Source organism: Oleiphilus sp. HI0132 (genome assembly GCF_001635845.1).
The window spans coordinates 1-295 of sequence record NZ_LWGJ01000819.1 but is presented as its reverse complement, the minus strand read 5'-3'; the positions used below and the strand labels follow the sequence as shown (position 1 = coordinate 295).

Annotated in this window: 1 protein-coding gene; it reads left to right on the top strand. The window is 40.7% G+C overall.

Annotated elements, in window-relative coordinates; all coding sequences use genetic code 11:
* On the top strand, positions 1 to 295 hold a 295-nt coding region (locus tag A3766_RS09415; protein ID WP_197479477.1), incomplete at both ends, for an SIMPL domain-containing protein.

Below are 295 nucleotides of genomic sequence, written 5' to 3'. Positions count from 1 at the left end.
AAGACATCACCCGCACAGAAGCATCTCATCTAGGGAGTATAAGATTCACACTTAAGAACAAACAGAAGCTAAAACGCAAAGCCTTAAACAAAGCAATTAATAAAGCAAAAAATAAAGCAGCTACCATTGCCCAAGGCTTCGAAGTAAGCTTGGGGAAAATTTTAAATGTAAAGCATGTTAGCAACGAAGCAAGACCAGCCCCACAAATGCGCGCCATGGCAATGAGTGCTGAAATGAGCGACAGCCAAAGTAATACCTACCAGCAAAAAGAAATTGAATACAATGCGACCATTAG